Genomic DNA, 25,175 nt, shown 5'->3' with positions numbered 1-25,175 from the left:
CATGAAGATCCGTGCCCGGGCCACCCTGCTGGTGGTCGCCTGTGTTGTCGCCCTGACCGGCTGCATGAAGGTCGACGCCGACCTCAAGGTCAATTCGAACGAGACGGTGTCCGGCAAGATGTTGCTGGGTGTCGACAAACAGCTCCTGCAGTCCACCGGTCAGTCGATCGACGCGACCCGGGCGCAGATCGAGAAGTCGCTCAAGGAGACGGCCACCGAGGGCGTCCAATGCAAGGCCTATGACGACGACAAGTACATCGGTACCGAGTGCACCATGGACGGCGTGCCGTTCGACAAGATGTCCGGCAGCTCGCTCGGCGGCGTGAAGTTCGAGAAGCAGGGCGACAACTTCGTCGTCACCTCGAGCGGTAAGGCCACCGAGGTCCCGCCAGGTGCCGGCACTCCCGATGTGAAGTTGAAGATCACCATGCCCGGCAAGATCACCGAGCACGACGATGGTGCCGACGTGAGCGGCCGCACGGCCACCTACACCGACCCCACCAAGCTGAACTCGGTGCGCCTGGTCTCCGGCGCCGGTGGCGGTTTCCCGATCTGGCTGATCATCGTGCTGGTCGTGGCGATCCTCCTGGCCGCTGGTGCCGTGGCCTTCTTCGTGCTCAAGGGCCGTCGCGGTGGTGGCGGTCAGCAGTTCCCGGGCCAGCAGTACCCGCAGGGCGGTCAGTGGGGTCAGCAGCCGTACGGCGGCCAGCCTGGTCCCGGGCAGTACCCGGGTCAGCCGGGTCCGGGGCAGTACCCGGGTCAGCAGGGCCAGCCGGGTCAGCCGCAGCCGGGTCAGTGGGGTCAGCCTGGCCAGGGCCAGCAGTACCCGGGCCAGCCGGGACCGTACGGCCAACCGGGGCAGCCGCAGCCGGGCCAGGGCCAGCCGCAGCAGCCGCAGCCTGGTCAGTGGGGTCAGCCCGGACAGGGCCAGCCTGGACAAGGTCAGCCCGGTCAGGGTCAGCCCGGTCAGGGTGGCTGGGGTCAGCAGCCCGGCCAGGGACAGCCGGGTCAGCCGCAGCCGGGTCAGTGGGGTCAGCCTGGCCCCGGTCAGCCTGGTCAGCCGCCGCAGGGCCAGCCGGGTCAGTGGACGCAACCGCCGCAGGGTCCTGGCTCTGACGGCCAGCAGTCCTGAGGAGCGACGTGAAGATCTTCGTCACCGGTGGTGCCGGTTTCATCGGCTCCCACTTCGTCCGGACGGCCTTGTCCGGCGGTTACCCCGAGCTGGGCGCGGACGTGGCCGTCACGGTGTTCGACTCGCTCAGCTACGCGGGTAACCTGGCGAACCTCGACCCGGTGAAGGACCAGCCGGGCTTCGAGTTCGTCAAGGGCGACATCACCGATCTGGACCAGGTCAACGCCGCGATGCCCGGCCACGACGCGGTGGTGCACTTCGCCGCCGAGTCGCATGTGGACCGGTCGATCGCGGGCGCCACCCAGTTCGTGGTGACGAACGTGCTCGGCACCCAGGTGCTGCTCGAGGCCGCGCTCCGGCACGGCGTCGGCCCGTTCGTGCACGTCTCGACCGACGAGGTCTACGGCTCGATCGCCGAAGGCTCGTGGCCCGAGACCGACCCGCTGCAGCCCAATTCGCCGTACGCCGCTTCGAAGGCCTCGAGCGATCTGGTCGCGCTGTCGTACCACCGGACCCACGGTCTGGATGTGCGGGTCACGCGTTGCTCGAACAACTACGGCCCGTACCAGTACCCGGAGAAGGTCATTCCGCTCTTCGTCACGAACCTGGTCGAGGGCGAGCAGGTCCCGTTGTACGGTGACGGGCTGAACGTGCGCGACTGGCTGCACGTCGACGACCACTGCCAGGGCATCGAGAAGGTGCTGCGCGGTGGCCGGCCGGGCGAGGTCTACAACATCGGCGGTGGCACCGAGCTCACCAACCGCGAGCTGACCGATCGCCTGGTCGGCGCCTTCGGCAAGGGCGAGGAGAGCATCCGCTACGTCGAGGACCGCAAGGGCCACGACCGGCGTTATTCGGTGAACTGGAACAAGATCCGCGACGAACTGGGCTATCAGCCGCGGCACGACTTCGACTCGGGTCTGGCCGACACCATCGCCTGGTTCCGCGCGAACGAGAACTGGTGGCGCCCCCTGAAATACCCGCAATCCTGAGGAAGGTATGAGGCTCACCGAATTCTGGGATCGCATGGACCGGCATCTCGGTCCGGCGTACTCGCGCACTTGGGCCGAGACCCAGTCCCTGCCCGAGCTCGACGGCCGCACGGTCCAGGAGGCCTTCGCCGCGGGCGAACACGCCAAAACGGTCTGGCGTGCCGTCTGGGCACACCTGCAGTTGCCACCCCGCGACCGCTGATCACCTTTTAGCTGTACGACGTTGCGCCCGGAGCCTTCGGTTTGAAGGTCCGGGCGCTGCGTATTTCCTGCGGGTTTAGGAGGTTTGGGGAGTGGCCGGGGTGCGGAAGGTACCGGTGTGGACCAGGTCGGCGGCGGCGTAGGCGGCCTTGCGGATACCTTTTCGCTCATCGAAGAAGCCGCCGACGATGCCGACGCCCGGGAGTTTGCCGAGCGCGCGGGCGCCGAGGCTGCCGCGCGGGCGTTCTTCGAACAGGTCGTTGAGGCCGGTGAGCATCTTGCTGATCCGCCAGATCAGCTTGATGCCGTGCCGCAGGCCGCCGTCCTCGCCCTTCTCGCCGAGTCCGAGTTCCTTGGCGACGTTCTTGCCGGCGGCGGTCGGGTCGTCGTTCTCGAGCACGATGTCCGGCGTGATCGCGCGGCCGGTCAGCACGCGGGCCATCACGGCCGTGCGGTCGGCATGCGCCTCGACGCCGTACTCCCGGCAGATCGCGCCGATCACCATGGCCTGCACCGAGGCGCCGAGGGTGTCCTGCACCGGGAAGCGGTCGGCGGCGGCGCCACTGATCCTCGGCAGGCCCGCGATCACCGCGGCGAATCCGCCGAGGCGTTCGACCCACCAGTCACAGCGCTCCGCCAACGGCAGGGTGGGCCACTCCGCGTGTCCTGGCACCTTCATCTTCAGCAGCCGCTCGATCGCGAGGATCAGGCCCTTCTCGGCCAGATTCGGCTTCTCCTGGGCGGAGTACTCCGCGAGGGCCGTGCGGATGCCGAACGGGTCTTGGCCCCGCAACGAGTCGAGCACGGCATCGAGGCCGAACTCGACCTTGCTGAGGGCAAGGATGACGGCGGAATCGGGAATGTCAGGACGGTCGCTCACGCCCGTCAGCGTAAGGTCTGCGGCGGCCACCGAGGCCTGAGGATCTGATTCGAAGCCCGTCGGCGTGTCATTTGCGGTTCGAACAGGTGTTCGGGATAGTTTGTGGTCAGAGGTCCAGGTCTGAGGCGGCCCGGTTGTCCACAGATTCGCCATCGCACCAGAAAATGTCGGTGCAGACTCATAACCTCTCCGGTGACAAAGATTTCCTCCGGGTCGCTGCGACAGTGGCCCCGATTCAGATGGGTTAGGTGGCAGTCAGATGGCTGGTGCAGCGAAGGCGGAGAAGGCGACCGCAGACCGCGAGAAGGCTCTGGCGACGGCGCTGACGCAGATCGAGCGTCAGTGCGGCAAGGGTGCGGTCATGCGGCTCGGCGAGCACGGCCGCGCACCGATCGACGTGATTCCGACCGGTTCGATCGCGCTCGACGTCGCGCTCGGTATCGGCGGTCTGCCGCGCGGCCGGGTGGTGGAGATCTACGGCCCGGAATCGTCGGGTAAGACGACGGTCGCGTTGCACGCGGTCGCCAACGCCCAGCGCGCCGGCGGTATCGCCGCGTTCATCGACGCGGAGCACGCGCTCGATCCGGATTACGCGCAGAAGCTCGGTGTCGACACCGACGCCCTGCTGGTCTCCCAGCCGGACTCCGGTGAGCAGGCGCTGGAGATCGCCGACATGCTGATCCGCTCCGGCGCGATCGACATCGTCGTGATCGACTCGGTGGCCGCGCTGGTGCCGCGCGCCGAGATCGAGGGCGAGATGGGCGACAGCCACGTCGGTCTGCAGGCGCGGCTGATGAGCCAGGCGCTGCGGAAGATGACCGGTGCCGTCAGCGGGACCAACACGACCGCGATCTTCATCAACCAGCTGCGCGAGAAGATCGGCGTCATGTTCGGCTCCCCGGAGACCACCACCGGTGGTAAGGCGCTGAAGTTCTACGCGTCGGTCCGGCTGGATGTGCGCCGGATCGAGTCGCTCAAGGACGGTACCGACTTCGTCGGCAACCGGACCCGGGTGAAGGTCGTGAAGAACAAGGTGGCGCCGCCGTTCAAGCAGGCCGAGTTCGACATCATCTATGGCCAGGGCATCAGCCGCGAGGGCAGCCTGCTGGACCTCGGTGTCGAGCAGGGCTTCGTGCGCAAGGCCGGCGCGTGGTTCACCTACGACAGCGACCAGCTCGGCCAGGGCCGGGAGAACGCGCGGAACTTCCTGCGCGACAACCCCGACCTGGCCAACGAGCTGGAGAAGAAGATCAAGGAAAAGATGGGCATCGGCCCAGTGGTGGACCAGCCGGCCGCCGCGGCCGAGCCGGTCGATGTCGACTTCTGACGGCTTCGAGTCGGACCCGAGCGGGCAGGAACAACGCCGGTTCGGGTCCGGCCAGGGCTCCTGGCCAAAGAAGTCCCGGTCCGCCGGAGGCCAGAAGTCCGGGTCCCAGCGGTCGGGCTCCCAGGGGTTCGGGTCTCGGGGCTCCGGCTCGAAGAGGTCCGGGTCTCAGCCGCCCGGGGATGAGCCGATGGATCCCGCGCTCGACGGGCCTTCCGACCCGGAGTCGGTGGCCCGCACGATCGTGCTCGACAAGCTCTCCGTCAAGGCGAGGACGCGTTCGGAGCTTGCCGATGCGCTCGCCGCGAGGGACATTCCGGACGAGGTCGCGGCCAAGGTGCTGGACCGTTTCGGCGAGGTCGGCCTGATCGACGACGCCGCTTTCGCCAGTGCCTGGGTCGAGTCCCGTCACCGCAGCCGAGGTCTGGCCAGTCGTGCGCTGGCCCAGGAGCTACGCCGCAAGGGCGTCGACGATGAGCTGGCCCGAGACGCCCTCGGCGAACTCGAGCCCGAGCAAGAAGCCGAAACCGCGCGAGCACTAGTACGGCGCAAGCTGCCGTCCATGCGCAATCTGGAACGGCAAGTCGCCATGCGTCGCCTACTCGGCATGCTCGCCCGCAAGGGATACCCGGGCGGCGTGGCCATGTCGATCATCAAAGAAGAGATGGCCGCCTCCGACGAGGAACTACCCCTCCTCAACGACTCCGGCCTGGAAACCGAGTAGGCGACTCTGGCACCGGAAGGCGAGTAGAACGACACCGACACCGGAAGGCGAGTACCCGACTCCGGTCTGGATGCGGATCGGCGCGTCGTCGGTCAGCGGCGCCGGCGCGGTCGCGGACTGAAGGCGGCGGTATCAGGCGAGGTGCCGGGAGAAGAACCTCAGCGTGCTGTCCAGCTCGAAGCCCGGGATCTCCCCGTGCTTGCCGGGGTTGGCGTGCAGCGTCTTCTCGACTGAGGCGAAGGCGTCAAACAGCGCCAAGCTCTGGTCACGCGGCACCCGCTCATCGTCCCACTGCACCAGGAACTCCACCGGGACGGTGATCCCCGCGGCGTCCTCGGCCGAGACCAGGGCAGCCCCGCACAGGCCCAACACCGCCGCGCGGACCCGCGGTTCGGCGGCAACAAACGGAACACCGAGTCCGCACCCCAGCGAGAGCCCCCAGTAGCCCACCGGACCGGCGCCGACGTACTCGAGCTGCTGGACTGCATCCAGCACCACCTGCCATTCCGTGACGGTCGGGCGGGCTACGAATTCCTGGAAGCCGGCAAGCAGTGGAGCCAACTCTTCCCCGGCCTCCACGCGAGCCTGTTCCTCGGTCGCGAGCCGGTCGAACTCCTCGTCCCTCGGCCGGTCGCCATGGCCGAGCACGTCGACCGCCACCACCGCGACATCGCACTCGGCCACGAAACGGCGCGCATGGGCCTGGATGCCGGGGGCCAACTTGTGCTGGCCACCGCCGTGTCCCATCACGATCAGGGGGCGAGTACCGACGGCACCTTCCGGCGTCCACAGCACGCCGGGAATCTCGCCAAGGGTAAAGAGCTGTTCGCAGACGCCGTCGGACGACGCCTCAGAGGTGAAGCGCATAGCGTTGCGAGCCTTTCAGGATGCCTTCTGAGGGCACTCCCTAGGCTATGCGGGGGAGGGAGGCACGACTGGTCGCAGCGTTGATCGGTCTCACCTCCTGAGTTCGCCGCAGCGCATGGCGGCACCGAAAGTGTCACGAAGGGCTTCAACTGCGTCTGGTCAAGGCGTCCGGCTGGGCTTGGGGTGGCGGTTGAGTCTCCAGTGGGGGGAGACGTCAGGGTAGGGGCATGGACGGCAGCACGTTGTACTCGATCGGCGAACTGGCTCGGCGTACCGGGCTCTCGGTGAAGACCGTGCGGTTCTATTCCGATCGCGGGATCGTGCTGCCGGTTGACCGGAGCCCGGCCGGCTATCGCCGTTACGACCTCAACGCCGTCGCCCGCCTCGACCTCGTGCGTACTCTGCGCGACCTCGGACTTGACCTCGCCACGATCCAGCAAGTGCTCGATCACGAGGTATCGCTGACCGACGTCGCCACCGCACACGCCGAGGCCCTGGCGGTGCAGATCCGCACCCTGCGGTTGCGGCGTGCGGTGCTCACGGCGGTAGCGAAGCGCGGGTCTACCCCCGAGGAGCTGGACCTGATGCACAAACTCGCGAATCTCTCCGAAGCCGAACGCCACCACCTCATCAACGACTTCCTCAACGACGTATTCAGTGCCGCTCCAGCCACCACACCAACCGCTGGTGGCGGTGTCGCATCGACCGGAGTACCTGGCGTCGCACCGGCCGCTGGTCGCGGTGTCGCGTCGGCCGCTGGTCTGGGTAGCGCGTCCAGTGATGCATCCCGGGTGGTGGTTCGACGTGGCGGGGTGGTGGTTGGTGGGGTGGATGGTGGGTTTGCTGCGGCGAGGCGTTCGATGACGCCTGAGTTGCCGGAGAATCCTGAGCCGGAGCAAGTCGAAGCATGGGTTGAGCTGGCTGAGCTTATGAGTGAGGCCGACTTTCGCGCAGGTATTCGTCAGCTGGTCCAGGACCATGCGGCTGATCTCGACCGGGCCGTGGCGATTGCGTCGACTTCCGAAGGCACCGATGGTCGCGGTGGGGCTGGCGTTCGGCGGGGCTTTATTGCGACGGTTCGGGAGGTCGTTCGGCCTGCGTTGCAAGGGGGTGTCGAGCCGAGCTCTGCCGCGGCTAAGGTTGTGGTCTCGAAGCTGGTTGCGGAGTTTGTGGGATTCGCTGGTTGTCCTGGATCCGCCGGTTGTCGTGAAAGTGACGAAGAGCTTCGGGCCATGTTGCTAAGGCGATTGGAGAGCGCGGCCGAACCTGGTCGGCAGCGCTATCTGGAGTTGCTCGCGGTCATCAACGGCTGGCCGAAGCCAGAGGCTTTGACTCCTACTCTCGCTTGGTCCATTGAGGCCGTGCGGGCCCGCCGGCGCTTGGTTTGAGAATTCATCGGGTGTTGCTCGTGGCAACGTTGACGAGTTCGGCGTCAAGGTGTGGGATCCAGTCACAGGAACGGATCAGTTCGTGCCGGACTGTGACCAATGGTTGTCGCCGATGACCGACCCTCATCTTCGGGAGTGAGTGATGAACGATTTCCAGGACAAGGCCAAGGACTTCCTCGAGAACGCGATCAAGGAACACCCCGACAAGATCAAGGAAGGTCTGGAGAAGGCCGGCGACCTGATCGACAAGCAGACCGGCGGCAAGTACGCGGACAAGATCGACCAGGCTCAGGAGAAGGCCGGGGAGTACGTCGATTCCCGCTCTGGACAGGCCGGCCAGCCGGAGGCACCCGCCGAACCCGCCCAGACGGAACCCGGCCAGGCGGAGGGCGAAGCCGCAGGGGAGTCGGGCGGCGTCGCGGGGGAGTCGTCGGAGGAAGCCGGCGGCGCGGTGGTTGGGGGTACGCCGCCGGATGTTGAGGAGCAGCCGGGTCGTTCGGCCGGAGCGGACGCTTCGAACACGGAGCCGGGTGCCACTGCGACCGAGGGCTCGGACACCGGTATCGGCGAGGCCGCGGGAGAATCCTCGGACTCCGCCGCCGGCGAGACCACGACTGATGCCTCGGGCAACGATTCCGCTGCCGCCGGCGACGACACCGCGGGCGAAGCAGCCGACGCGGGCGAAGCGACCGGTGCTAGCGAAGCAGCCGACGCGGACGAGGCGAGTGCTGGCGAAGCGGCCGGTGCTGGGGAGGCGGCGGGGGACACCGTTGTCAACGAGGGTGGGGAAAGTAGCGATGTCGCCGCGACCGCTGGCGAGGACACGACGGCCGCGAACGAGGCGAGTGGTGGTGGGGATGAAGCCGGCACGAACGAAGCGAGTGGTGGTGCGGAGGCGGTGGCTGGCGGGGACGCGAGCGGGGATGGCGGGGAGGCTGGGCGGGAAGGGCTTCCCGGGCCGCGGTAGGGCGCGGGCTTAGGGGGCCGCGCGGGTTGGATCGCGGGCGCTGACTCTGTGTTCTGGGGGAGGGACTCTGTGTTCTGAGAAAGGCGATTGGGGCCGGTCGGCGGATGGGATTTCGGTATCGATTTCAGCCGTCGCTCCGGTGAGAGGGTGTTCGTCTTGACCGTGTGGTTGGCCGCGCCTAGCCTCGGAATCAGTAAGGGATCACTCCACCGATTGATGGCGTACATAGCAACGTCCGGCCGGTGATCATCGGGCCGGACGGATGACAACCGTTCGGCGGCACACTGGTGATGCCGTCGGATAAACCTAAAAGACCAAACGCTCGACCGAGCTGACAGACGGATGTGGCGGCCATTTCGGGCGCCGCCGGATAGCGACGAACACCGGATAGCAACAACGCCCGGTTCGCTGGGAGTTCGAGCATCACCGAGACCGGTGTTGCCAACTCCCGAGCGTGCCATTCGCCGTACCGTCAGCCTGCTCGTCTTCGCCGGGTCATCCCTTCCAGTGCAGAAATCGCCGCGCCGCAAGGGCGGGCTTGGAGAGGGGAGAGGCCGATGGTGGCTTTGGCTTTGCCGGATGCGGCATCCATAGGTCTTGTCCTGATCGGTGTGCTGATCGTGGCCCTGCTGGGCTGGATCGGGTCGTCGTTGTCACGCCGCAAGGTGGCCGATATGACCGCGACCGCGAAGGCGCAGTCCGAGCTGGAGTTGGCGACCGCCCGGGCCGAGGCAGCGACGGTGGGCGACCAGATCCGGCGGCAGGCCGAGGATGACGCGTCGGCCATTCGCACTCGAGCTGAGGATGACGCAACCGCGATCCGTACTCGCGCCGAGGATGTCGAGCGGTTGTCGATCGAGGCGCGCCGCGAGGCCGAGCACCGGGCGGAGGAGGTTCGCCGCGAGGCCGAGGAAGTACGGCGCGAGGCGGAACAGCGCGCGGTCGACGTACGGCGGGAAGCGGAGTCCGAGGCGCAGTCGATTCGCGAGGACTTGCGCGAGCAGCGGCTCGAGATGGAGCGGCGCGAGCACCGGCTGACCGAGCGCGAAGAGCGGCTCGACGAACAGCACCGCAGTATCGAGGAACGCCAGAACGAGCTGACCGTGCAACTGGCGGAGCTCGACCAGAAGCGTGCCGAGATTCGCAGTCTGGAAGAGGAGCGCCGACGCATTCTCGAAGGCGTCGCGAACCTCACCGCCGAGCAGGCGAAGGCCGAGCTGGTCACCGCGATGGAGGCCGAGGCGAAGCGGCACGCGCATTCGATGGTGCGGGAGATCGAGCGCCAGGCGCAGGACGAGGGCGAGGTCCGCGCGCGCAAGATCATCACCGGCGCGGTCCAGCGGCTGGCGTCGGAGCAGACCAGTGAATCGGTCGTTTCCGTCGTCCACCTGCCCAGTGACGACATGAAGGGCCGGATCATCGGTCGCGAGGGCCGCAACATCCGGTCCTTCGAGCAGACCACCGGCGTCAACCTGATCATCGACGACACCCCCGAGGCGGTGCTGCTGTCCTGCTTCGACCCGGTCCGGCGCGAGACCGCCCGGCTGACGCTGGACTCGCTCGTGCTCGACGGCCGGATCCACCCGAGCCGGATCGAAGAGGTGTACGAACGCAGTCGTGGTGAGGTCGCCGAGTTGTGCCAGCGTGCCGCCGAGGATGCGATGGCGGAGGTCGGTATCACCGAGTTGCACCCCGAGTTGATCCGGACGATGGGACTGCTGCGCTACCGGACGTCGTACGGGCAGAACGTGCTGAAGCACCTGATCGAGTCGGCGCATCTCGCGGGCATGATGGCGGCCGAGCTCGGGCTCGACGTCAAACGCTGCAAGCGCGGCGCGTTCCTGCACGACATCGGCAAGGCTCTAACGCACGAGTCGGAGGGCAGTCACGCGATCGTGGGCGCCGAGCTGGCCCGCAAGTACGGCGAGGACGATGACGTCGTGCACTGCATCGAGGCGCACCACAACGAGGTCGAGGTGCGTACGGTCGAGGCCGTGCTGACCCAGGCCGCCGACGCGGTCAGTGGTGGGCGGCCGGGCGCGCGGCGCGAATCGCTGGAGGCTTACGTGCAGCGGCTCGAGCGGCTCGAGGAGATCGCGATGTTCCACGATGGCGTGGAGAAGGTCTTCGCGATGCAGGCCGGTCGCGAGATCCGCGTGATGGTGCTGCCGGACGCCGTGGACGACATCGCGGCGCAGGTGATGGCTCGCGATATCGCCAAGCAGGTCGAGGAAGAACTCACCTACCCCGGCCAGATCCGCGTCACCGTCGTCCGCGAATCCCGCGCCACAGAGGTCGCTAAATAGCCGTCTAACCGTTGCCGACGGCAACGTGACGGCCGGCTCGCGTGAGGCGTTCGCCAAGCTCGTGGATCGCGTCGCGCAATTCGGCCGGCGCGAGTACGTCGAAATCCCACGGAATCCGCGCGGCGTAAGCCACCAACGGGCCCAGGTCGTTCGCCGCGAACCGCAGTACGCAAGAGCTCGCGTCGACGGCCTCCACAACACCATCACCAGCCGGTACGACGCGCGCAACGTCTTCGGCCCCCGCGTGGACGAGCACGCGAGCCTCGATCTCCCACGGGACAACGGCAGTTCCTTCAGCGACAAGCGCGACCGGATCCGGCGGATCGTCGAAGCTATACCGCTGCCCAGTCAAGGCCGGCCCGACGATCCGGTCAATCCGGAATGTCCGCCACGCCTCGCGATCACGGTCTCTAGCCACCAGGTACCAACGCCTGCCGGTGTGGACGATTCGCAACGGCTCGACCGACCGCTGGCTCTCCTGACCCGCGTGATCGCGATACGTGAACTTGATGCCCTCGGTCCAACGACAACCTGCGGCGAGGACGACGAGCACTTCCGCATCCACCGACGGCAGATCGCCCCGCGGCAGCTGGATCGTGCTGCCGGCCACCGCTGCCACTTGCTCGCGGAGTCGCACCGGCAACACCTGGTGCAGCTTCGTCAATGCGGCGATGGCGGATTCCTCGACCCCGGAGACCGTAGTGGTCGTCGCGACTCGCAGGCCCACGGCGATCGCGACAGCCTCATCGTCGTCCAGCAAGAGCGGCGGCAGGCGCCCGCCATGGCCGAGGTGGTAGCCGCCGCCATGCCCCGCATCGGCCTCGACCGGATAGCCGAGGGACCGCAGCCTCGTCACGTCCCGCCGTACCGTCCTGGTGGTGACGCCCAGCCGGGCGGCGAGCTCCGGCCCGTCCCAAACCGGACGGGTCTGGAGCAGCGACAACAGCCGGAGCACGCGGGCAGCGGTATCCATGAGCCAATTGTCCTCCTTCTGCGGACCGATCCTGTCCGCAGAGAGGTCTAGCGTGATGGGCATGACGAAACTCAGCCAGAACCTGCTGGATCTCTCCGACTTCGCCTGGCAGCGCCTTCGTCCCCGGGTCGAAGGCATGACCGACGAGGAGTACTTCTGGGAGCCGGTCGCGGGCTGTTGGACTGTGCGCAAGACCGCGGACGGCTCGTTCCGGGCCGATGACCACCCGATTCCGCCAGACCCGCCACCGTTCACGACCCTCGCGTGGCGGATCACGCACATCATCGACATCCTCCAGGCGGAGCGGACCGCGACCTGGTTCGGCCACAAGCCGCGCGCCGAAGACGGTGTCCCGCCGGTGCCGGGCAGCGCGGCGGAGGCGGTGCGGGCGCTGGACCACGCCTACGAGGTGTGGCGCCGACGGCTCGCCGCGCTGAGCCAGGACGACTTCGACCGCCAGATGGGCGAAATCGCCGGCCAGTACGGCGAGTACGACGGTATGGCGTTCGCCCTGCACATCCTCGATGAGCTCATCCACCACGGCGCGGAGGTCGGCGTCGTACGCGACCTCTACCGCGCCCAGCAGCCGGAGGACCCGTCCGTGGTCGCCCTGCTGAACGGCGATCAAACCGCGGACGTCGAACGCGTCCGCGAGCAGCGGCCCGCACTGATCGCCGAGGCGGCCGCCGGCAAACGGTGGGAGGCCGTTCCGCTGCTCGTCGAGCTGGGGTTCGACGTCAACGCGCGCGACCACGCGGACCGGACCGCGGCCCACCTCGCCGCCGGTACGGGCGAACTCGATGTACTCCGCCTCCTGGTCGAACACGGCGCCGACCTGGCCGCCGAAGACCCCGAGTTCCACGCCACCCCACTCGGCTGGGCCCAATGGTCCAACCAAGCAGCGGCCGCTGACTTCCTTGTAAACCAGGTGAAACTCGTAGGGGGAGCGCCTACGGTCGGGGGATGATCGAGGTTCGGGGTGCGGCGTGCCAGAGGTCAACGCGCTGCACGCCTACGTGGAGGGGCAAGGCGTCGGTACGGCGTTGATGGTGGCGGCCGAAGGTCTGGCACGGCAATGGGGGTACGACGTGATCGGTCTGGCCGTCGAGCCGGGCAACGCGCGAGCCCGTCGCCTCTACGAACGGCTCGGTTATGCGGAGAAGGGCGAGGTCATCGACGAATGGACCGAGCAAGCCGATGACGGCACCATCCTGGAGTCCCACGCCGACCCGGCCGGATGGCCGCCAACGCCCAGCCGGTGCTCGGCCTTTCAACCAGCCTCGAGTTGCGTCCGTGGCGGCTCGATGATGCCGATGCGCTGGTCGAGGCGAGCCGCGACCCGGCGGACTGATATCGATCTCAAGGGCGGCAGCGCGGAGATCGTCTACTGGGTTCTGCCCGCACTGCGTGGCGCCGGCGTCGTTGTCGAGGCGACGAAGCGGGTCACCCGGTGGGCCTTGGACGACCTGGGTTTGCATCGTCTGCGGTTGTGCCACTCCGTCGCCAATCCGGCCTCTTGCCGGGTCGCGGCCAAGACCGGATACGTACTCGAAGGCACCATGCGCAGCGCGCTACTGCACGCGGACGGCTGGCACGACCAGCACTTGCACGCCTTGATCTCGGTCTGACCTGACGCGCGGATGCCCGGAAGATCACAAAACGGGGCTCGATATGGGAACGCTCCCACTGAACTCTTGACAGCACGGCGGCCTGCCCCGATGCTCCATGGGAGCGCTCCCAGATTGGAGCGTCCGAAAACCCAAGGAGGGGTCGGGCGATGAGCCAGACGAAGCGGTTCCTGGTTGTGACGGCGGCTGCCGTGACAGCCCTGGGCATGGTCGGGGCATGCAGCAAGAACACCGAGGGCACGACGCCGGCCGCCGACGGCCAGGTCAAGCTGGTGGTGGACACGTTCGGTGACTTCGGTTACAAGGCGTTGGCGGCCCAATACGAGAAGGACCACCCGAACGTCAAGATCGAGCTGCGCAACACCGTGAAGCTCGACGACTACAAGCCGAAACTGACCCAGTGGCTCGCGGCCGGGAGCGGCGCCGGCGATGTGGTGGCGCTCGAGGAAGGCATCCTCAACGAGTTCAAGACCCAGCCGCAGAACTTCAGCAACCTGCTCGACCACGGTGCGGCCGAGCTGGAGACCAACTTCCTGCCCTGGAAGTGGGAGCTGGGTAAGGCCGGCGATGGCGCGGTGATCGGTCTCGGCACCGACGTCGGCGGCCTGGCGGTCTGCTACCGCAAGGACCTGTTCGGCAAGGCGGGCCTGCCCACCGACCGCGACGCGGTGTCGAAGTTGTGGCCGACGTGGGACGCGTTCATCAGCACCGGCGGCAAGTTCACCGCGGCGAAGACGGGCGCCAAGGGCTTCGTCGACTCCGTCACCACCAGCTTCAGCGCGATGCTGTCGCAGGCCGGTGAGACGAACTTCTACGACCGCGACAACAAGGTGATCGCCGACTCCAACCCGGCCGTCCGGCAGGCCTGGGACACCTCGATGAAGATGGTGGACGTCAGCGCCAAGGTCCCCACCTGGTCGAAGGACTGGGAGGCGGGCTTCAAGAACGGCAGCTTCGCGGTCACCATGTGCCCGTCGTGGATGCTCGGCATCATCAAGACCAACTCCGGCGATGCCAATGCCGGTAAGTGGGACGTTGCTGCGGTGCCTGGTGGCGGCGGCAACTGGGGTGGCTCGTGGCTGACGGTTCCGGCCCAGAGCAAGCACCCGAAGGAGGCCTATGAGCTGGCCAAGTTCCTGACCAGCCCGACCAGTCACGTCGAGGCCTTCAAGGAGGCCGGCCCGCTGCCGTCCTCGCCGAAGGCGCTGGACGACCCGGCCTTCCTGGCCCTGACGAACGACTACTTCTCGAACGCTCCGGTCGGCAAGATCTTCGGTAGCGGCGCGAAGGCGCTGAAGCCGATCGTGCTCGGCCCGAAGCACCAGGCGATCAAGGAGCGTGCCTTCGAGCCGGCCATGCAGGCCGTCGAACAGGGCAAGCTCACTCCCGACAAGGCTTGGCAGCAGGCGCTGGACAGCACTGCCAAAGAGGCGAAGTGACCTTTGCCGGCGTCGTCCGGTCGTCGGCAGCAGCGCGTGCTGCCGGCGACCGGGCCCCTTGGCGCTCCCGACTGACTCGCGCGGACGTGAGGTTCGCGCCGTACGTCTTCATCACGCCGTTCTTCGTGCTGTTCGCGATCTTCGGGGCGTTCCCGCTGCTCTACACCGGCTGGGTGTCGCTGCACGACTGGCACCTGATCGGCGAACACACCTTCGTCGGGTTCGGTAACTACACCGCGCTCTTCTCGGACCCGGATTTCTGGAACGCGCTGCGGAACACCGTCGGCATCTTCGTGATCGCCACCGTGCCCCAGTTGTTCATGGCCCTGGCGGTCGCGAACCTGCTGAACCGCAGGATCCGCGCCCGGACGTTCTTCCGGATGGGCGTGCTGATTCCCAACGTGACCTCGGTCGCGGCCGTCGGCATCGTCTTCGGGCAGCTGTTCGCCCGCGATGTCGGGCTGGTGAACTACCTCATCACCGCCGTCGGCCTGGATGCCGTGGACTGGCAGGCCAACGCCTGGTCGAGCTGGATCGCGATCGCCGTGATGGTCGACTGGCGCTGGACCGGTTACAACACGCTGATCCTGCTCGGCGCCATGCAGGCGATCTCGAAGGATCTGTACGAGGCGGCCGCCCTGGACGGCGCATCACCGCGGCAGCAGTTCTGGCGGATCACCGTGCCCATGCTGCGACCGACGCTCGTCTTCACCGTCATCATCTCGACGATCGGTGGGCTGCAGCTCTTCACCGAGCCGGTCATCTTCGGCAACGGCAAGATGCTCGGCGGCACGCTCGGCCAGTTCCAGACCGTCACCATGTACATGTACGAGACCGCCTTCCAGCGCTTCCAGTACGGCTACGGCGCGGCGATCGCGTGGGCGTTGTTCGGGCTCATCGTGGTGTTCTCGCTGGTCAACCTGCTGATCGTCAAGCGGGCTGGGGGGTGGGCACGATGAAGGCCGCCTCGATCCGGCTCTGGCGCACCAGCCCCGCGACGTACCTCGCGCTGGTGGTCGGCGTCCTGCTCTCGATCTTCCCGATCTACTGGATGTTCGTCATCGCCACCCGGTCGAATGACGTCATCAACGACGTACCGCCGCCGCTGCTGCCCGGTGCAGAGCTCGCCGAGAACGTCGGCCGGGTGTTCGCGAATGAGCACGCGGCCTTCGGCTATGGCCTGGTGAACTCGCTGGTGGTGTCGAGCGTCGTCACCTTGTCGGTGGTGTTCTTCTCGACGCTGGCCGGTTTCGCCTTCGCCAAGCTGCGGTTCCGCGGCCGCAACGCGTTCCTGCTGGTGATCATCGGGACCATGATGGTGCCGGTCCAGCTGGGCCTGATTCCGCTCTACATGCTGATGGTGAAGATCGGCTGGAACGGAACCCTGCAAGCGGTCATCGTGCCGTTCCTGGTCAGCGGTTTCGGCGTGTTCATGATGCGCCAGTACGCCGCTGAGGCCATCTCGGACGAGCTGGTCGAGGCAGCTCGCGTGGACGGTTGCTCGACCTTCCGGATCTACTGGAACGTCGTACTGCCCGTACTGCGTCCAGCCGCGGCCGTGCTGGGTCTGCTGACGTTCATGCAGACCTGGAACGAGTTCATCTGGCCGTACGCCGTGCTCGACGCGAATACCCCGACGGTTCAGCTGTCGCTCAGTCTGCTGGCGACGGCGTACTACACCGACTACGCGCAGGTCTTCGCGGCTACGGCTCTCGCCACGCTGCCGCTGCTCGCGGTGTTCATCCTGTTCGGCCGCCAGATCATCGGCGGCATCATGGAAGGTGCGATCAAGTCGTGACGACCGAAAGCCAGACCGGCAGCCAGACTGATCCGGGCGCCGGGCTGGAGCTTCCGGCCGGGTTCCTGCTCGGGGCGGCCACCGCGGCGTACCAGATCGAGGGCGCAGCCGGCGTTGACGGCCGCGGCCCGTCGATCTGGGACACCTTCTCGCGCCAGCCTGGACGGGTGCTCGGCGGCGATACCGGTGACGTCGCGATCGAGCACTACGACCGGTACCGCCAGGACGTCGCGCTGATGGCCGGGCTGGGGTTGCAGGCCTACCGGTTCTCGATCTCGTGGTCGCGGGTCCAGCCGGACGGCCGTGGTCCGCTCAACCAGGCGGGCGTCGACTTCTACTCGAGGCTGGTCGACGAACTGCTCGCGGCCGGTATCCAGCCGTGGCCGACGCTGTACCACTGGGATCTGCCGCAACCGCTCGAGGACGCGGGCGGCTGGCCCGAGCGTGCGACGGCGGAGCGGTTCGCGGACTACGCGGGCGCGATCAGCAGTGCGCTTGGCGACCGGGTCAGCCAGTGGACGACGCTGAACGAACCGTGGTGCTCAGCCTTCCTCGGGTACGGCTCGGGCGTCCACGCGCCCGGTCGGCAGGACCCGGCGGCGTCCGTACGGGCAGGGCACCACCTGATGCTCGGCCATGGGCTGGCGGCGAGCCTGATCAGCTCGGCGGGGCACCAGGTCGGCGTCACGATCAACCTGTACGACGTACTGCCGGCAAGCGACCGTGAGATCGATCGCGAGGCGGCAAGGCGGATCGACGGGTTGCAGAACCGGTTCTTCCTCGACCCCGTGCTGCTGGGTTCGTACCCGGCAGACGTGGTTGCGGATCTTGCAGGCGTCACTGATTTCGCTTTTGTGCGGGAGGGCGATCTGGCCGTTATCTCAACCCCGCTGGACATCCTGGGCGTGAACTACTACACCCGGCATGTGGTGACCGGTGACGCGACGGCGGGCAACGACGGCCATGGTGGCCCAGTAGGCGGTCAGGCATCACCTTGGCCGGGTAGCGAGCAGGTCGGCTTCCTCCCGGGTGAGCTGCCAGTGACGGCGATGGGCTGGGAGATCCATGCCGAAGGCCTCACGTCCGTCCTCAAGCGGGTGGCGCGGGAGTACCCGTCAGTGCCGCTGTACGTCACGGAGAACGGAGCCGCCTTCTTCGACGAACCGGATGCCGACGGGTTGGTGCGTGACACCGACCGCGTCCGCTACCTCGAGGGACATCTGCGGGCCTGTCGTGACGCCGTTGACGCGGGAGTGCCGTTGAAGGGCTACTTCTGCTGGTCGCTGTTCGACAACTTCGAGTGGTCGTGGGGGTATTCGCGGCGGTTCGGGCTGGTGTACGTCGACTACGAGACGCAGACACGTACGCCGAAGAGCAGCGCGTATTGGTACTCCGATCTGATCCGGGGCAGGCTAGCGGTATGACCGAACCCCGTCCCACCATCGAGACCGTCGCGGCCCGGGCGGGGGTGGGGCGGGGTACCGCCTCGCGTGTGGTGAACGGATCGTCCCAAGTCAGCCCGGGCGCCCGCGCCGCGGTGATGAAGGCGATCGAAGAGCTCGGGTACGTGCCGAACCGCGCCGCCCGCAATCTCGTGACCAGGCGGACCGACTGCGTCGCCCTGGTGATCTCCGAACCGGGGGAGCGGCTCTTCACCGAACCGTACTTCGCCGGCATCGTCCGGGGGATCAGCTCGGCAATGGCCCAGACCCAGCTGCAGCTCTGGCTCTCGATGGTGCAGAGTACGGCGGAGCGCGAGCGGGCGGGCCGCTTCCTGACCAGGGAACACGTGGACGGGGTGCTGATGCTGTCCCAGCATGCGAACGACCCGTTGCCCGCTCAAGTCCAGGCGAGCGGTCTGCCCCTGGTGCTCTGCGGACGCCCGTTGCGCGAGGCCGATGCTGATGTCGAGCCGCTGCAGTACGTCGACGCCGACAACTTCACAGGCGGACGCATCGCGGCGCAGCACCTGGTCGAGCAGGGCCGGAGCCGCATCGCCTGTATCGCCGGGCCGCAGGACATGTCCGCCGGCCTTGCCCGGTTGCAGGGATTCCGCGAGGTGGCCGGTGACCAGCTGGTCGAGGTCGGCGACTTCAGCGAGGAGAGCGGCGCCAAGGCGATGGCCGCACTGCTCGAGCGGGACCCTTCGCTGGACGCGGTTTTCGCCGCATCCGACCCGATGGCCTTCGGCGCCATGCGCGTCCTGAAGGCGGCCGGCCGGCGCATTCCCGAAGACGTCGCGGTCATCGGCTTCGACGGTTCCCCGGCAGGCCGCAACTCCGACCCGCCCCTGACCTCAGTGGCCCAGCCGACCGAGGAGATGGGCCGCGAAATGACGCGCCTCCTCCTCGCCCAACTAGCCGGCGAAAAGGCCCCCCACGGCCAAGTAATCCTCGACACCAACCTAGAACTCCGCGGCAGCGCCTAGCGGAAGGCGGCGTGGCCCGTAAGGGCTTGGCCGATTACTAGTTGGTGGACTTCGGAGGTGCCCTCGTAGGTGAGGACGGATTCGAGGTTGTTCGCGTGGCGCATGATCGGGTATTCGCCGCTGATGCCGTTGGCGCCGAGGATCGTGCGGCACTCTCGGGCGATCGCGATCGCCTCACGCACGTTGTTGAGCTTGCCGACGCTGACCTGCTCCGGCCGCAACGAGCCGTTCTCCTTGAGGCGGCCGAGGTGCACGGCGAGCAGGATGCCCTTGTTCAGCTCGACGGCCATATCGGCCAGCTTCGCCTGGGTCAGCTGGTACGCCGCGAGCGCCTTGTCGAACACCAGCCGCTCCTGCGCGTAAGAGATCGCCGTCTCCAGGCAGTCCCGGGCCGCGCCCATCGCGCCGAAGATGATGCCGAACCGGGCCTCGTTCAAACACCCGAGCGGACCGGACAGCCCCTTCGCCAGCGGCAGCATCGCGGCGGCGGGCAGTCGTACGTCATCCAGAACGAGCTCCGACGTCACCGAGGCACGCAGGGACAACTTGTTCTTGATCTCAGGCGCCGAAAACCCAGGCGTCGACGTTGGTACGACGAAACCGCGCACGCCGTCGTCGGTCCGGGCCCAGACGACCGCCACCTCGGCGATCGAGCCGTTGGTGATCCACATCTTCGACCCGTTGAGCACCCAGTCGTCGCCATCGCGGCGCGCGTTCGTCCGCATACCGCCCGGGTTGGATCCGAAGTCGGGCTCGGTCAGACCAAAGCAACCGATGGCGTCGCCCGCGGCCATCCGCGGCAGCCACTCGTCCTTCTGCTCGTCGCTGCCGTACTTCCAGATCGCATACATCGCGAGCGAACCCTGCACGCTGACCAGCGAGCGCATGCCCGAGTCGGCGGCCTCGATCTCCAAGCAGGCAAGGCCATACGCCACCGAACCGACGCCGGCGCAGCCATACCCAGTGAGGTGCATGCCGAGGAAACCGAGTGAGCCGAGCTCCTTCGCCAGTTCGCGCGCCGGGATCTTGCCGGACTCGAACCACTCGGGCAGCTGCGGCCGCAGGCGCTCATCGGCGAATCGGCGCGCCGTCGCCCGGATCGCGAGCTCTTCGGAGTTGAGCAGCGAATCGACATCGACGAGATCAAGCGAAGCGGTCATGGCGACAACCTAACCATCTATGCCGACAATTCGCGGCGGGCCGGCGTCCGGCCCCACGGCCACCACCAGCGGTGGCCGCGCGGATGCCGCACGGTGATGCGGCCGTACGTCGAGATTCCGGTCACCTGTAGCCGCGGCGCTCCCGCCCGCGGATCGCCCGCCTTGTTGGTGACCGAGCCACCCTGTGACTGAACCTGATCGATGTCGACGCTCCAACCCGGCGGGATGATCAGGAGAATCGACGCGTGCGTCACCGTCGCCTCGATCAGGACGTGTGACGATCGCAACACCGCCTCGGTGAAGTCGAGCCGGACCTGCGCATGCATCAGGTCGGCCGTGATCTTCGGCGGCACCTGCCATTTGCCTTCGCGGCGCACCCTGGCGTGCTGGAGCTGAAAAGTCAGTACGTCGGACTGGCCGCCGTGTCCGACGGGTGCGACCGGTTCGGCGGGCTCCAGGTCGGCCGTGAGGTGGACCAGTTCCTGCCGGGTCTTCGCCTGGTAAATCTGGGTCAGCCGCTCGTCCAGCTCGTCGAGATCGAGCCTGCCGTCGCCGTGCGCCTCCTGGATCAGGGCGGCGGCCTGCTCGCGATCGCGGTCGGACGCACGGGGTGCCGGCGGTTGCTCCAGACTCATGCGCCAACCGTATCGCCGCGCGGGGACAATCCAGCCGCTAGAACCTGGGACAATAGGGCCCGTGAATTCCCGCGATGTCGTCATCCTCGGTTCGACCGGCTCGATCGGTACTCAGGCGCTCGAGCTGATCGGCCGTAATCGCGACCGATTCCGGGTGCTGGCGATCAGCGCGGGCGGCGACAACGTCGGGCTGTTGGCGCAGCAGGCGCTCGAGTTCGAGGTCGAGGTGGTCGCCGTCGCGAAGGCCACCGTGGTCCAGGATCTGCAGCTCGCGTTCTACGCCGAGGCGCAGCGCAAGGGTTATGCGCAGGGTGAGTTCCGCATCCCCAAGATCATCGCCGGGCCGGACGCCGCGACCGAGCTGGCGGGGCTCCCGTGTGATGTGGTGCTGAACGGCATCACCGGTTCGGTCGGCCTCGGCCCGACCCTCGCCGCGCTCGATGCGGGGAACACGCTTGCCCTCGCGAACAAGGAGTCCCTGGTCGTCGGCGGGCCGCTCGTCACCAAGCGGGTCAAACCGGGCCAGATCGTGCCGGTCGACTCCGAGCACAGCGCGATCGCCCAGTGCCTGCGCAGCGGGACCGGCCAGGAGGTGCGCAAGCTCATCCTCACCGCGAGCGGCGGGCCGTTCCGAGGGCGGCCGCGGCGCGAACTGGCCCGCGTGACGCCCGCGCAAGCGCTGGAACATCCGAACTTCGCGATGGGCCCGGTGGTGACGATCAACTCCGCCACCTTGGTGAACAAAGGGCTCGAGCTGATCGAGGCACACCTGCTCTTCGGCGTACCGCTGAATGAGGTCGAGGTGGTTGTGCATCCGCAACAGGCCGTGCACTCGATGGTGGAGTTCGTTGACGGGTCCACCATCGCCCAGATCGGTATCCCGACGATGACCCTGCCGATCGCACTCGGGATGAGCTGGCCGGACCGCGTTCCGGACGCGGCGATGCCGTGGAGCTGGGCCGAGGCGAGCACCTGGGAGTTCCTGCCGCTCGACAACGAGGCGTTCCCGTCGGTCCAGCTGGCCCGCGAGGCCGGGATCAGGGGCGGTACGGCGCCGGCCGTGTTCAACGCGGCGAACGAGGAGTGCGTGGCCGCGTTCCGGGCCGGACGGCTGCCTTTCCTCGCGATCGTCGACACCGTGGCCCGGGTGGTGACCGATCACGACGTACCCTCGTATGTGGACCTTTCCATCGAGGACGTGCTCTCGGCGGAGTCCTGGGCCCGCACCCGTGCCCGCCAGCTGATCGGCGTACAGGAGACGACACAGGTATGACCGCACTGCTCACGTTCCTCGGCATCCTGGTCTTCGTGATCGGCATGGTCGTCTCGGTCTCGCTGCATGAGGCCGGTCACATGATCCCGGCGAAGAAGTTCGGGATGAAGGTGACGCAGTTCTTCTTCGGCTTCGGCCGTACGGTCTGGTCGTTCAAACGCGGTGAGACGGAGTACGGGATCAAGGCCATCCCGTTCGGCGGTTTCGTCCGCATCATCGGCATGCTGCCGCCGGGCAAGGACCAGGACCCGGACAAGGTCCGCAGTGCCAGCACCGGCCCGTTCCAGTCGCTGGTCGACAACGCCCGCGCCGCGGAGTACGAGACGATCGACCCGGCGGACCACGGCCGGCTGTTCTACCAGAAGCCCTGGTGGCAGAAGCTGATCGTGATGGCCTCGGGCCCGTTGGTGAACGTGGTGATCGCGTTCATCCTGTTCGGCGGCCTGTTCATGATCTACGGCGCCTCCGAGCTGCAGACCACGGTCAAGACGGTCAGCGAATGCGTGATCCCGGCGAACGAGGCGACACCGACGCGGAAGTGCACCGACAAGGACAAGGTCTCGCCGGCGCAGGCGGCCGGGATCAAGCCGGGCGACCGGATCGTGTCCTTCAACGGCGTCCAGATCACCGAGTGGGAGCAGCTCACCCCGCTGATCCGGGCCAACACCGACAAGGCCGCCACGATCGTGGTCGAGCGGGACGGCAAGCAGCTCCCGCCCCTGCAGACCAACACCATGCTGAACCAGGTGATCGAGAAGACCGGCTCCGACAAGGTCGTGAACGTCGGCTTCCTCGGCGTCTCCCCGGAGACCGAGATCGTGCGGCAGGGCCCGGTCTACACGATCAAGCAGATGGGCGTGATCACCGAGGCCACCTTCCAGGCGCTGCTGCGATTCCCGCAGAAGCTGGTCGGTGTGGCCGAGGCGATCGTGGGTGGCGAGCGCGACAAGAACGGCCCGATGAGCGTGGTCGGCGCCGGCCGGGTCGCGGGTGAGGTGGCGTCCGACCAGAGCATCACCGGTGGCGCGCGGTTCGCGTTCCTGATCTCGCTGCTTGCCTCGGTGAACCTGTTCCTCGCGCTGTTCAATTTCGTGCCGCTGCTGCCGCTGGACGGCGGTCACATGGTCGGGGCGATCTGGGAGGGCATCAAGCGCGGTTTCGCCAAGCTGCTCGGCCGGCCCGACCCCGGGCACGTCGATGTCGGCAAGCTGCTGCCGGTCGCTTATGTGATGGCCAGTATCTTCGTGGTGATGGGTGTGCTGCTCGTCATCGCGGATGTCGTCAACCCGATCAGACTCAACGGTTAGGACTCGTAACACCGAATGACCATCAATCTCGGCATGCCCCCGTTGCCTCCGCCTGTCCTGGCTCCGCGCCGCAAGACCCGGCAGATCAAGGTCGGCAAGGTGCTGGTCGGTGGTGACGCGCGGATCTCGGTGCAGTCGATGACCACCACGCTGACCTCGGACGTCAACACGACCCTGCAGCAGATCGCGGAGCTGACCGCCGCCGGTTGCGACATCGTGCGAGTGGCCTGCCCGTCCCAGGACGACGCGGACGCGCTGCCGGAGATCGCGCAGCACTCGCAGATCCCGGTCATCGCGGACATCCACTTCCAGCCGAAGTACGTCTTCGCCGCGATCGAGGCGGGCTGCGCGGCCGTCCGGGTCAACCCGGGCAACATCCGCAAGTTCGACGACCAGATCAAGGAGATCGCCGCCGCCGCGAAGGACCACGGCACGTCGATCCGGATCGGCGTCAACGCCGGTTCGCTGGATCCGCGCCTGCTGGAGAAGTACGGCAAGGCCACGCCGGAGGCTCTGGTCGAGTCGGCCGTCTGGGAGGCCTCGCTGTTCGAGGAGCACGACTTCCACGACTTCAAGATCTCCGTGAAGCACAACGACCCGGTGGTCATGGTCAAGGCGTACGAGATGCTCTCCGAGCGGGGTGACTGGCCGTTGCACCTCGGTGTGACCGAGGCCGGGCCGGCATTCCAGGGCACGATCAAGTCGGCCGTCGCGTTCGGATCGCTGCTGTCGCGCGGTATCGGCGACACCATCCGCGTCTCGCTGTCGGCCCCGCCGGTCGAGGAGGTCAAGGTCGGCCTGCAGATCCTGCAGTCGCTGAACCTGCGCGAGCGCAAGCTCGAGATCGTCTCCTGCCCGTCGTGTGGTCGCGCCCAGGTGGACGTCTACACCCTGGCCGAGCAGGTCACCGCCGGCCTCGAGGGCATGGAGGTGCCGCTGCGCGTGGCCGTCATGGGCTGCGTCGTCAACGGACCGGGCGAGGCCCGCGAAGCCGATCTCGGTGTCGCCTCGGGCAACGGCAAGGGCCAGATCTTCGTCAAGGGCGAGGTGATCAAGACCGTGCCCGAGTCGAAGATCGTCGAGACCCTGATCGAAGAGGCGATGCGCATCGCCGAAGAAATGGGCGACGCCGGCGAAGGCCTAACCGGCGAACCCACCGTCACAGTCAGCTGAACCGCGTTGACCAATTACCTGATCGTTGCCGCGTTGCCGGCTGAGGTTAAGTACTTGCCCGAGCATCTGCCCGTTGTCCTTACCGGTGTCGGTAAGACGGCCGCGGCCGTGATCACTGCGCAGGCGTTGGCGGAGCGGGATCGCGAGGGTCTGGTGGTCGTCAACCTCGGGAGTACGGGCGCGTTGCGCGATGGGCTGGACGGGATTTATCTGCCGAGCAGCGTGATCAACCACGACATCAACGCGGAGGCGGTTCGCGCGATTGGGCTGGACCCGGACGAAACGCTCAAGGTTGATGGGGGAGACGGGACGGTTCTGGCCAGTGGCGACGTCTTTGTCACCGACCCGGTTGTGCGCGCGCGTTTGGCCGAGCGCGCGCATCTCGTCGACATGGAGGCGTACGGCGTTGCGTATGCCTGCCGCCAGTACGACGTACCCCTGCGGCTGGTGAAGCACGTCTCCGACAACGCCGACGAGGCCGCCGCGGACTGGCCGACCCTCGTCGATCGCAGTGCCCGGGCCCTCGGCGAATGGGCGCACGCCAACCTCACCTGAGTACGCTTGACCTTGACCCTGGGGG

At 67.3% G+C, this 25,175-nt stretch carries 25 protein-coding genes; 19 read left to right on the top strand and 6 right to left on the bottom strand.

The genetic code is table 11. The features are described 5' to 3' along the window. Nucleotide 1: 1 nt before the first annotated feature. Genes OG394_RS10255 through OG394_RS10245 form a run of 3 tightly spaced genes read left to right on the top strand, consistent with a single transcriptional unit; the run spans nucleotide 2 to nucleotide 2,326 of the window. A complete protein-coding gene (locus OG394_RS10255; RefSeq protein WP_328994888.1) occupies nucleotides 2–1,132 on the top strand; it encodes an LppM family (lipo)protein in 1,131 nt (376 codons plus the stop codon). 8 nt (nucleotides 1,133–1,140) lie between these two features. Next, the gene (gene rfbB / locus OG394_RS10250) at nucleotides 1,141–2,124 is read left to right on the top strand and encodes a dTDP-glucose 4,6-dehydratase (RefSeq protein ID WP_328994887.1); all 984 of its coding nucleotides are present in this window, start codon (nucleotides 1,141–1,143) and stop codon (nucleotides 2,122–2,124) included. A gap of 7 nt (nucleotides 2,125–2,131) precedes the next feature. Beyond that, entirely contained in the window at nucleotides 2,132–2,326 is a 195-nt protein-coding gene (locus tag OG394_RS10245; protein WP_328994886.1) for a DUF3046 domain-containing protein, read from the top strand. Nucleotides 2,327–2,401: 75 nt separating this feature from the next. Here the strand turns inward: OG394_RS10245 and OG394_RS10240 are convergent, their stop codons facing one another. Next, nucleotides 2,402–3,205, bottom strand: a complete 804-nt coding sequence (locus tag OG394_RS10240) for a hypothetical protein (RefSeq protein WP_328994885.1) — start codon at nucleotides 3,203–3,205, stop codon at nucleotides 2,402–2,404. Between the two features lie 259 nt (nucleotides 3,206–3,464). Between OG394_RS10240 and recA the strand changes: the two genes are divergently transcribed. Then, complete coding sequence (recA, locus tag OG394_RS10235) at nucleotides 3,465–4,532, top strand: recombinase RecA (protein ID WP_328994884.1); 1,068 nt, start codon at nucleotides 3,465–3,467, stop codon at nucleotides 4,530–4,532. A gap of 187 nt (nucleotides 4,533–4,719) precedes the next feature. Further along, entirely contained in the window at nucleotides 4,720–5,253 is a 534-nt protein-coding gene (locus OG394_RS10230) for a regulatory protein RecX (RefSeq protein ID WP_328994883.1), read from the top strand. Between the two features lie 132 nt (nucleotides 5,254–5,385). On the opposite strand, the gene OG394_RS10225 is transcribed toward OG394_RS10230, so the two are convergent. Then, nucleotides 5,386–6,120 carry an alpha/beta hydrolase family protein gene (locus OG394_RS10225; RefSeq protein ID WP_328994882.1) on the bottom strand — a complete coding sequence of 245 codons (735 nt, stop codon included), beginning with the start codon at nucleotides 6,118–6,120 and terminating at the stop codon, nucleotides 5,386–5,388. Between the two features lie 227 nt (nucleotides 6,121–6,347). Between OG394_RS10225 and OG394_RS10220 the strand changes: the two genes are divergently transcribed. Together OG394_RS10220 and OG394_RS10215 are read left to right on the top strand one after the other, a co-directional pair. Beyond that, nucleotides 6,348–7,508 (top strand): MerR family transcriptional regulator, encoded by a 1,161-nt coding sequence (locus OG394_RS10220; protein WP_328994881.1) that lies wholly within the window; start codon nucleotides 6,348–6,350, stop codon nucleotides 7,506–7,508. 142 nt (nucleotides 7,509–7,650) lie between these two features. Next, nucleotides 7,651–8,475, top strand: a complete 825-nt coding sequence (locus tag OG394_RS10215) for an antitoxin (protein ID WP_328994880.1) — start codon at nucleotides 7,651–7,653, stop codon at nucleotides 8,473–8,475. A 190-nt stretch (nucleotides 8,476–8,665) separates the two neighbouring features. Here the strand turns inward: OG394_RS10215 and OG394_RS10210 are convergent, their stop codons facing one another. Further along, entirely contained in the window at nucleotides 8,666–8,920 is a 255-nt protein-coding gene (locus tag OG394_RS10210) for a hypothetical protein (RefSeq protein WP_328994878.1), read from the bottom strand. 112 nt (nucleotides 8,921–9,032) lie between these two features. Here OG394_RS10210 and rny point away from each other — a divergent pair, with 112 nt between their 5' ends. Beyond that, on the top strand, nucleotides 9,033–10,781 hold the full coding sequence (gene rny / locus OG394_RS10205) for a ribonuclease Y (protein WP_328994876.1): 1,749 nt from the start codon (nucleotides 9,033–9,035) through the stop codon (nucleotides 10,779–10,781). A 4-nt stretch (nucleotides 10,782–10,785) separates the two neighbouring features. Here rny and OG394_RS10200 read toward each other — a convergent pair whose 3' ends face one another. Then, on the bottom strand, nucleotides 10,786–11,754 hold the full coding sequence (locus tag OG394_RS10200) for a helix-turn-helix transcriptional regulator (RefSeq protein ID WP_328994875.1): 969 nt from the start codon (nucleotides 11,752–11,754) through the stop codon (nucleotides 10,786–10,788). Between the two features lie 61 nt (nucleotides 11,755–11,815). Between OG394_RS10200 and OG394_RS10195 the strand changes: the two genes are divergently transcribed. From OG394_RS10195 to OG394_RS10165, 7 genes are all read left to right on the top strand, one after another. Beyond that, a complete protein-coding gene (locus tag OG394_RS10195; protein ID WP_328994874.1) occupies nucleotides 11,816–12,721 on the top strand; it encodes an ankyrin repeat domain-containing protein in 906 nt (301 codons plus the stop codon). Between the two features lie 19 nt (nucleotides 12,722–12,740). Continuing rightward, complete coding sequence (locus OG394_RS10190) at nucleotides 12,741–13,382, top strand: GNAT family N-acetyltransferase (protein ID WP_328994873.1); 642 nt, start codon at nucleotides 12,741–12,743, stop codon at nucleotides 13,380–13,382. Between the two features lie 149 nt (nucleotides 13,383–13,531). Then, nucleotides 13,532–14,821 (top strand): ABC transporter substrate-binding protein, encoded by a 1,290-nt coding sequence (locus tag OG394_RS10185; protein ID WP_328994872.1) that lies wholly within the window; start codon nucleotides 13,532–13,534, stop codon nucleotides 14,819–14,821. Further along, nucleotides 14,818–15,780 carry a carbohydrate ABC transporter permease gene (locus tag OG394_RS10180; protein WP_328994871.1) on the top strand — a complete coding sequence of 321 codons (963 nt, stop codon included), beginning with the start codon at nucleotides 14,818–14,820 and terminating at the stop codon, nucleotides 15,778–15,780. The genes OG394_RS10185 and OG394_RS10180 overlap by 4 nt, the downstream gene beginning before the upstream one ends. Next, nucleotides 15,777–16,619 carry a carbohydrate ABC transporter permease gene (locus OG394_RS10175; protein ID WP_328994870.1) on the top strand — a complete coding sequence of 281 codons (843 nt, stop codon included), beginning with the start codon at nucleotides 15,777–15,779 and terminating at the stop codon, nucleotides 16,617–16,619. The genes OG394_RS10180 and OG394_RS10175 overlap by 4 nt, the downstream gene beginning before the upstream one ends. Continuing rightward, nucleotides 16,616–18,043 (top strand): GH1 family beta-glucosidase, encoded by a 1,428-nt coding sequence (locus tag OG394_RS10170; protein ID WP_328994869.1) that lies wholly within the window; start codon nucleotides 16,616–16,618, stop codon nucleotides 18,041–18,043. The genes OG394_RS10175 and OG394_RS10170 overlap by 4 nt, the downstream gene beginning before the upstream one ends. After that, nucleotides 18,040–19,047: a LacI family DNA-binding transcriptional regulator gene (locus OG394_RS10165; RefSeq protein ID WP_328994868.1), complete on the top strand. Its 1,008-nt coding sequence runs from the start codon at nucleotides 18,040–18,042 to the stop codon at nucleotides 19,045–19,047. Before OG394_RS10170 ends, OG394_RS10165 begins: the two co-directional genes overlap by 4 nt. Here the strand turns inward: OG394_RS10165 and OG394_RS10160 are convergent. Together OG394_RS10160 and OG394_RS10155 are read right to left on the bottom strand one after the other, a co-directional pair. Further along, nucleotides 19,044–20,207 carry an acyl-CoA dehydrogenase family protein gene (locus OG394_RS10160; protein ID WP_328994867.1) on the bottom strand — a complete coding sequence of 388 codons (1,164 nt, stop codon included), beginning with the start codon at nucleotides 20,205–20,207 and terminating at the stop codon, nucleotides 19,044–19,046. The two genes, OG394_RS10165 and OG394_RS10160, sit on opposite strands and share 4 nt — an antisense overlap. Nucleotides 20,208–20,224: 17 nt before the next feature. Then, the gene (locus OG394_RS10155; protein ID WP_328994866.1) at nucleotides 20,225–20,842 is read right to left on the bottom strand and encodes a DUF1707 SHOCT-like domain-containing protein; all 618 of its coding nucleotides are present in this window, start codon (nucleotides 20,840–20,842) and stop codon (nucleotides 20,225–20,227) included. A 61-nt stretch (nucleotides 20,843–20,903) separates the two neighbouring features. On the opposite strand from OG394_RS10155, the gene dxr reads away from it, so the two are divergent. The 4 genes from dxr to OG394_RS10135 are packed head-to-tail and all read left to right on the top strand — an operon-like array spanning nucleotide 20,904 to nucleotide 25,150. Further along, nucleotides 20,904–22,115 (top strand): 1-deoxy-D-xylulose-5-phosphate reductoisomerase, encoded by a 1,212-nt coding sequence (gene dxr / locus OG394_RS10150; RefSeq protein ID WP_328994865.1) that lies wholly within the window; start codon nucleotides 20,904–20,906, stop codon nucleotides 22,113–22,115. Next, nucleotides 22,112–23,422, top strand: coding sequence for a M50 family metallopeptidase (locus OG394_RS10145; RefSeq protein WP_328994864.1), 1,311 nt, complete (start codon nucleotides 22,112–22,114; stop codon nucleotides 23,420–23,422). Before dxr ends, OG394_RS10145 begins: the two co-directional genes overlap by 4 nt. A gap of 15 nt (nucleotides 23,423–23,437) precedes the next feature. After that, entirely contained in the window at nucleotides 23,438–24,595 is a 1,158-nt protein-coding gene (ispG, locus tag OG394_RS10140) for a flavodoxin-dependent (E)-4-hydroxy-3-methylbut-2-enyl-diphosphate synthase (protein WP_328994863.1), read from the top strand. A 6-nt stretch (nucleotides 24,596–24,601) separates the two neighbouring features. Continuing rightward, a complete protein-coding gene (locus OG394_RS10135; protein WP_328994862.1) occupies nucleotides 24,602–25,150 on the top strand; it encodes a nucleosidase in 549 nt (182 codons plus the stop codon). Nucleotides 25,151–25,175: the final 25 nt, after the last annotated feature.

This window comes from Kribbella sp. NBC_01245 (assembly GCF_036226525.1).
GTDB lineage: Bacteria > Actinomycetota > Actinomycetes > Propionibacteriales > Kribbellaceae > Kribbella.
Note: the sequence above shows the minus strand (reverse complement) of the source record. Positions and strands in the feature narration are given on the sequence as shown.